Origin of the sequence: Rhodococcus sp. R1101, assembly GCF_000278445.1 — a bacterium.
Classification (GTDB): domain Bacteria; phylum Actinomycetota; class Actinomycetes; order Mycobacteriales; family Mycobacteriaceae; genus Rhodococcus; species Rhodococcus gordoniae.
Genome location: NZ_AJVB01000233.1, coordinates 1 through 5,974, shown reverse-complemented (window position 1 = coordinate 5,974; position 5,974 = coordinate 1). Strand labels below are relative to the sequence as shown.

The 5,974-nt window shown below is 69.9% G+C and carries 5 protein-coding genes; 1 reads left to right on the top strand and 4 read right to left on the bottom strand.

The features are described 5' to 3' along the window. Positions 1–75: 75 nt before the first annotated feature. Complete coding sequence (gene yaaA, locus R1101_RS0114585; RefSeq protein WP_016934142.1) at positions 76–819, top strand: peroxide stress protein YaaA; 744 nt, start codon at positions 76–78, stop codon at positions 817–819. Here the strand turns inward: yaaA and R1101_RS0114580 are convergent. The 4 genes from R1101_RS0114580 to mqo all read right to left on the bottom strand — a co-directional run. After that, positions 812–1,894: an FUSC family protein gene (locus tag R1101_RS0114580; RefSeq protein WP_016934141.1), complete on the bottom strand. Its 1,083-nt coding sequence runs from the start codon at positions 1,892–1,894 to the stop codon at positions 812–814. The genes yaaA and R1101_RS0114580 overlap by 8 nt on opposite strands. Positions 1,895–1,965: 71 nt before the next feature. After that, entirely contained in the window at positions 1,966–3,387 is a 1,422-nt protein-coding gene (locus tag R1101_RS0114575; RefSeq protein ID WP_232284759.1) for an MFS transporter, read from the bottom strand. A 59-nt stretch (positions 3,388–3,446) separates the two neighbouring features. Beyond that, positions 3,447–4,709: a uroporphyrinogen-III C-methyltransferase gene (gene cobA, locus R1101_RS0114570; RefSeq protein ID WP_016934139.1), complete on the bottom strand. Its 1,263-nt coding sequence runs from the start codon at positions 4,707–4,709 to the stop codon at positions 3,447–3,449. 99 nt (positions 4,710–4,808) lie between these two features. Next, positions 4,809–5,974 (bottom strand): malate dehydrogenase (quinone) (mqo, locus tag R1101_RS26880; RefSeq protein ID WP_016934138.1); only part of this gene is annotated, 1,166 nt, incomplete at its 5' end.

Sequence of the window (5,974 nt, the reverse complement as noted above, 5' to 3'; positions counted from 1 at the left end):
GGTGCGACATGCGGGTGATCACGACCGTGCAGCCTACCGTGGCCACCTTCCGCGACGTCGGTACGGTTACCGGTTGTGCTGGTGCTTCCTCCCCCTTCCGAAACCAAGTCCGACGGCGGCGACGGCGGACCGCTCGATCTCGCCGACCTGTCGATGCCGCAGCTGACCGAGACGCGGGAGATGCTCGTGCAGGCGCTCGTCGACCTCGCCGACGATCCCGAGGAGTCGAGCCGCGCGCTCGGGCTGGGCGCCAAGGGAGCCGACGAGATCGAACGCAACGCGAAGCTGTGGGTCTCCCCTAGCCGTCCGGCACTCGAGCGCTACACCGGGGTGTTGTACGACGCGCTCGACGCGGCGACATTCACGAAGACCCAGCGGGACAAGGCCTGTCGGCGTCTGGGGATCGGTTCGGCACTGTTCGGCGCCGTGCGGGCCGCCGATCCGATACCCGCCTACCGCCTGTCGGGAGGCTCGAAACTGCCCGGATTCGGCACACTCAAGACCGTCTGGCGAGCCGAACTCACCGAGGCACTGGTCGCCGAGGCCGACGGTGACCTCGTGGTGGACCTCCGCTCCGGTGTCTACCAGCAACTCGGTCCCGTCCCGGGTGCGGTCACCGCCACGGTGTTCACCGAGCAGCCGGATGGCACCCGCAAGGTCGTCAGCCACTTCAACAAGCACCACAAGGGCCTGCTCGCCCGCGCCCTCGTCCTCACGCGGGCGGAACCGGGCGACATCTCGTCGCTCGCGCGGGTCGCATCGAAGGCCGGGCTGCGCGTCGAGGTGGAGTCGCCGACCGAGCTGGTCGTGCTCACCTGACCTCGAGTCCCATTGCGGCGACGATGCGACGGGCCGAGTGCAGGACGGCGCCGAGCCGCGCCGCGAGAACCATGTCGCCCGACTCGAGGGCGAACCGTTCGAGATCCGTGAGATTCCGGCGGCACGCCCCGTCGGGATCGACTTCCCGACCCGCCCCCACAGCCTCGATCATCCCGGCCAGTGCGTCGAGCACCGCGGCCACCGCCGACCGCACGTCCCGGCGGTCGGACTCCGCGAACTCGTCCCCGAGCACCGGATCCAGGGCGTGCGCGAGTTCCTCGACCGCGCTCGACACCGACGACAGGTCGTCGAGCGTCCGGTCCCAGCGACGCGCCCGTTCGCCGGCGCGGGCCGCGGCGGGGCGAGGATTCAACCTGGCGCTCTCGTGCGCCCACCGCGATTCGTCGAAGGCACGCTGGACGAAGCTGTCGATGCCGCGCGCACGCTGAACCCAGTCGCGGGACCCCGACGATCCCTCGCGGCATCCGGTGGCCATGTCCCGGAGCAGGTCGCGCAGCTCGCCGGTGAGCTCGGTGCCCTCCTTGCCCGCCGAGTACACGGGCGGGAAGACCAGTGCGGTCACCGCGACGCCGACCGCTGCCCCGATCATCGTCTCGAGGAGGCGTTCGCTCAGCAGGACGGGACTGTCCGAGGCGCCGGTGGCGATCACCAGCAGCGCCGTGATCGCCACCCAGATGCCACTGGACCCGAACCGCCGCCAGCGTCCCGCGAAGTAGCCGACGGCCACCGCCATTCCGATCGCCGCGGTCGTCGACTCCACGACCCGCGTCACGACGACCGCGACCAGCAGACCCGCGACGACCGCCCCGATCTGCACCGCGGCCTGCCGGAGCGAGCGAACGAGCGTGGCCTCGACGAGGAAGACCGCGACGTAGGGCGCGAGGAACGCCTGCTGGAAATGGAACACCTCGGTGACGAGGAGCCACGCCACGACCGCAGCGAGCGTCGACCGGAACGCCTGGAGGGCGACGTACCGCTCGTGCCCGGCCTCGCGTACGGCCCGGGCGATCCACGATCCGACGAATCTGCCCCGTTCGAGAACACCGACCTGCATGGGCGTCGGGTACCCGGCGTTCGCGCGTGGCAGGCGTGAACAAACTCATCCGCCGCGACGACGGTCCGGGGTCAGGACGTCTGCGCGGCCTTCTCGGCTTCCTGCGCCTGGGCGACCTCTTCGGGGGTGAAGCGGATGAACAGAGCCGCGATACCGGCGATCACCGCGCAGACGGCGCAGCCGACCAGCGCGAACATGTAACCCTCGCCCTGGGCTACGAGCTGGGCGTCGGTCATGCCGGCGACGGCCCCCGAGACACCGCCGAGCGACATCGTCCGCGAGGTGGCCATCGCACCGATCACGCCGAGGCCGACCGGACCTCCGAGGGTCTGTGCGACCTGCGCGATCGCCGAGAGCGGTCCGATCTCGTGCGGGCCCACCCCGGAGATCGCGCACAGCGGCAGCGGGACGACGGCCAGTCCGACGCCGAAACCGACGACGAGCACCAGCACGAACAGAGTCGGGAAATAGCGGACGCTGCCGTCCATCGTCGATCCGTAGAGGAGGCTCACCGTCATGATCACCGAGCCGGTGACCACCAGCCAGCGGGGTTCGATCCGCGCGACCATCTTCGACGACACCGCGGCCGCACCTCCGAGACCGAAGGCGAACGGCACGAACGCCAGGCCCGCCGAGAGCGGGCTGTAGCCGAGAATGTCCTGTACGAACAGGGCGACGAAGGCCGCGAGGCTGAACATCACCGCGCCCGCGAAGAAGATCGCCACGAAGGTCGCGACGCGGTCCTTGTTCCGGAACAGCACGAACGGCAGCAGCGGGTTCTCGGCCCGCCGCTCGACGAGCAGGAACAGTCCCAGCAGCACGAAGCCCGCGGCGACAGCACCGATCACCGGGAGGCTCGACCAGCCGAGTTCGGGGCCCTCGGTGAGACCGAAGACCAGACCGGTGCAGCCGAGCGTCGCGAGGATCGCGCCGGGAACGTCGAGCGCGAGGCGTTCGGACGCGGTCTCACGCAGCGCGATCGCGGCGAGCACGACGATGAGCACACCGATGGGGACGTTGATGAGGAAGATCCAGCGCCACGACACCTGTGTGAGGGCCCCACCGAGGATGAGTCCCGCGATCGACCCGACGCCGGTCATGGCGGCGAAGACCGCGATGGCGCGGTTGCGTGCCGGACCTGCGGCGAAGGTCGTCGCAACGAGCGCGAGAGCGGTCGGGGACGCGACCGCGGCCCCGACACCCTGCAGGGCGCGGGCGCCGATGAGCATCGCTTCGCCGGTCGCCAGCCCGCACAGAAGGGAGGCCAGGGTGAACAGGCCGACCCCGCCCATGAACATGCGTTTGCGCCCGTAGCTGTCGCCCAGGCGGCCGCCGAGGAGCATCAGTCCGCCGAACGCGAGGGCGTACGAGGTGAGGACCCAGTTGCGACCCGAATCCGACAGTCCCAGATCGCTCTGCAGCGGAGCGAGCGCGAGATTCGCGACCGTTCCGTCGAGAACGACCATCAACTGGAGACCGCTGAGGACCAGCATGGCCAGAGCGACCGCGCGGGTGGCCGACGGATGCGAGGTGGCTGACACGTGATCCAACGTTACCCACCGTCCGAGTCGGAGCCGGTCCGCGGATCGAGTCCGAATCCGGCCACCGGCCCGATCACGATGATCGCGGGCGGGCGCACGCCCTCGTTGCGGACGCGGTGCGCGACGGTCGACAGATCGGCACGCACCACACGCTGACTGCGCAGTGTTCCCTCCTGTACGACGACCACCGGGGTGTCTGCGGGACGTCCGCCGGCGATCAGGGCATCGGCGAACCGGTCGATGCGTTCGACGGCCATGAGCAGGACCAGGGTGCCCCGCAACTTCGCGAGCGCGTCCCAGTCGGTGAGCGAGTCGGGATGTCCCGGTGCGACGTGTCCGCTGACGACGACGAACTCGTGGGTGACGCCGCGATGGGTGACGGGGATACCTGCCGCGGAGGGCACCGAGATCGCGCTGGTGATGCCCGGGACGACGGTGACAGGGATCCCGGCCGCGGTGCAGGCTTCGAGTTCTTCGTAGCCGCGACCGAAGACGTACGGGTCGCCGCCCTTGAGCCGGACGACGAACTTGCCGGCTCTCGCACGGTCGATCAGGGTCTCGTTGATCATCTGCTGGGCCATGGCCCGTCCGTACGGGAGCTTCGCGGCGTCGATCACCTCGACGTGATGATCGAGTTCCGCGAGCAGTTCCTGCGGTGCGAGGTGGTCGGCGACCACGACGTCGGCGCGGGCGAGGAGCCTGCGGCCGCGGACGGTGATGAGATCGGGATCGCCGGGACCGCCGCCCACGAGGGCCACGCCGACCGGCTTCGGTCCGGCGTCGGCGAACTCCGTGACGGTCGCTCCGGCGAGAGCGTCGCGGATCGAGGTGCGCACGGCGGCGGACCTACGGTGGTCGCCTCCGGCGAGGACACCGACTGCGAGGCCTTCGTACCGGGCGGTGGCGGGAGTGACGGCACTGCCGTGGCGGGCGTTGTCGGCGCGGACGCAGAAGATCCTGTTGCGTTCGGCCTCTGCGACGACGGCCGCGTTGGTCTCGGGCTCGTCGGTGCAGGCCATGGCGTACCATGCGCCGTCGAGATCCCCGTCGCGGTAGTCGCGCAGGTCGAGCGTGATGCGGCCTTTCGTCGCCATGCTCTCGACCACGGGGGTCGCGGCCCGGGTGACGACGTGGACGCGGGCGCCGGACGCGACGAGCAGGCCGAGACGCCGCTGCGCGACGCTGCCCCCTCCGACGATCACGACGCGGCGTCCGCGGAGATCGAGTCCGACCAGGTAGCTGGTCTCGTCCTCTGCGGCAGCGGGCACGGGCATCTCCCCATCTCTCGTGTCGCGGCGAATCCGCCGGTCGGACCCACCGTCAGGACACCTGTGGCCCGGGCATCGCCTCGGGCCACAGGTGCGGTGATCGGATCAGACCGCGGCGGCCTCGACGGGCGCCTCGGCCACGGTGTCGGAGACGACGTCGAGCTGGAGCGACCTCGTGCTGTGGTCCCACACCTGACGGAACAGGTCGGGATTGTCGGACAGCGTGACCCCGAGGGACGGGACCATCTCGCGGAGCTTGGACTGCCAACCCGCCCACTGCTGCGGGAAACACCGCTCGAGCACGTCGAGCATGGCCGGAACCGCCGTCGAGGCACCCGGCGACGCACCGAGCAGGCCGGCGATCGAACCGTCGCCCGCATTGACCACGGCGGTACCGAACTCGAGGACGCCGCCCGCACCCTTGCGGCGGATGACCTGCACCCGCTGGCCGGCGACGATGAGCTCCCAGTCCTCGAGACGTGCCTCGGGAACGAACTCGGCGAGGGTGCCGATGCGGTCGGCGGGCGACTGCATCAGCTCACCGACGAGGTACTTGACGAGGCCGAGTTCGGTGACACCGACGCCGAGCATCGACATCAGGTTGCCGGGCTTGACCGACTTGGGCAGGTCCATGATGCCGCCCTGCTTGAGGAACTTGGGCGACCACCCGGCGTAGGGGCCGAAAAGCAGGCCCTGCTTGCCGCCGATCACGCGCGTGTCGAGGTGCGGAACCGACATCGGAGGGGCGCCGACCGCGGCCTTGCCGTAGACCTTCGCGCTGTGCTGCGCGATGACCTCGGGGTTGGTGCAGCGCAGGAAGGCACCGGAGACGGGGAAGCCGCCGAAGCCCTTGATCTCCTTGATGCCCGACTTCTGCAGCAGGTGCAGTGCACCGCCACCCGCGCCGACGAAGACGAACTTCGCCTGGACCTTGCGTGACTCGCCGGTGCGGCGATTGCGCACCTTCACGATCCAGCTGCCGTCGGACTGCTTGGCGATGTCGGTGACGTCGTGCCCGAAGAAGACGGAGCCGCCCGAGGCCGCGACGTGGTTGATGAGCTGTTTGGTGAGAGCGCCGAAGTCGACGTCGGTTCCGGTCTGCGTCCAGTTCAGCGCGACCGGATCGGAGAAGTCGCGGCCTTTGCCCATGAGCGGCAGGCGCTCGGTGAAGACCTCGGGGTTCTCGGTGTACTCCATGCCCTCGAAGAGGGGATGGCCGGCGAGAGCGTCGTAGCGGGCACGCAGGTACTTCACGTTCTCGGCGCCGTGCA

What these genes read in the sequence shown, in the direction of transcription:
- R1101_RS0114580 (WP_016934141.1), bottom strand. Translation starts at nt 1,894, where the DNA reads ATGCAGGTCGGTGTTCTCGAACGGGGCAGATTCGTCGGATCGTGGATC.
- R1101_RS0114575 (WP_232284759.1), bottom strand. Translation starts at nt 3,387, where the DNA reads ATGCTGGTCCTCAGCGGTCTCCAGTTGATGGTCGTTCTCGACGGAACG.
- cobA (WP_016934139.1), bottom strand. Translation starts at nt 4,709, where the DNA reads ATGCCCGTGCCCGCTGCCGCAGAGGACGAGACCAGCTACCTGGTCGGA.